Source organism: Streptomyces phytophilus (genome assembly GCF_013870535.1).
GTDB classification, from domain to species: domain Bacteria; phylum Actinomycetota; class Actinomycetes; order Streptomycetales; family Streptomycetaceae; genus Streptomyces; species Streptomyces phytophilus.
In genome coordinates this window covers 1-1,132 of record NZ_JACBXC010001639.1, presented here as the reverse complement: position 1 = coordinate 1,132, position 1,132 = coordinate 1, and the positions used below count along the sequence as shown (strand labels likewise).

The window sequence follows — 1,132 nt, the reverse complement described above, 5'->3', positions numbered from 1 at the left end:
GGCGGAGCGCGCGGCGGACCGGCTGCGGGGGAACGGATACCGCGGTGTCTGGATCGAGGGTGCCGACCCGGTCGGCCTGCCGGCGCTGATCGGTGAGGAAGGCGCCGGGCTGAGCGCGCCCACCGATCCGCGCGAGGCGTCCTGGAACGCACCCGCGCCCCACGAGCGGGAGGGCGTGGAACTCTGGGAGGACCGGGCCGTGGTCGCCGTCGGACGCACCGCGGAGGACTGGGCGTTCGCCTTCGAGAGCCACTCCCGCCACCGGCTCAACGCGCGCTTCCGGTCCCCGGCCGCGATCGCCTCGGCGTCCGGCCGCGCGGTGGTGGTCTGGCGCGACCCGGCGAACGCGGCCTCGGCGGACCACCTGCCCGTGTTCCACCTGTCGGTGGCCGAACAGGGCGAGGAACGCTACGCGTTCACCGTACGGGGCACGGAGGCCGAGCGCTCCGGCGCGATACCCGCAGCCCTGGACCCCGCCCTGCTGTTCCGCCCGGGGGACTCCGGGCAGGAGCGCGAGGCGCGCGTGCTGGCTGCCCTCCACACCGAACTCGGGCTCTCGCTGCCCCGCTTCGCCCTGACCGAGGGCAGGCTCCGCACCCTCACGACCCGGTCCTGGACCAGGGAGCCGCGGGATGACGAGCCGTTCGGCTACGCCTACGTCACCGTCGGGCAGCCCCGGCGCTGAACGCGGGCGGGCAGCCGGCCCGTCGTCCCCTCGCGCCGCGATCGTTCTGCATATCCGTTGAAATGACGGAGTGTCATCCTCCGGCGTCGGCCGTGCCGTCCGTTGGTGACGGTGTGTGTCGTGCATGATGCTCACCGTGTCCGTATGGGAGCCGGTGGCGGTACTGCTCGGCGTGGTGGTCGGCGGGATCGCGGCTCTGCACGGGCTGGGAGCGTGGCTGCGCGGCGGGCCGGGCGCGCTGGAGTCGGGGCCGTTCAGCGGCGGGTTGCCGCCCGCGGAGCACGCGTTCTCCCGGTTCCACGTGCGCTGGTACCCCGTGACGATGATCTTCCTGGCGTTCGACATGGAGATGCTGTTCATGTACCCGTGGGTGCGCGTGGTCGGTGAGATGGGCACACCGGCCGCGGTGGAGATGTTCCTCTTCCTGGGCATCCTCTTCGCGGGCGT

The 1,132-nt window shown here is 73.1% G+C and carries 1 protein-coding gene and 1 pseudogene; both read left to right on the top strand.

The genetic code is table 11. The features are described 5' to 3' along the window. A pseudogene (locus H5J30_RS34845) lies at positions 1 to 685 on the top strand (SMI1/KNR4 family protein); the annotation flags it as partial. Between the two features lie 124 nt (positions 686 to 809). Beyond that, on the top strand, positions 810 to 1,132 hold a 323-nt coding region (locus tag H5J30_RS34840; RefSeq protein ID WP_181791803.1), incomplete at its 3' end, for an NADH-quinone oxidoreductase subunit A.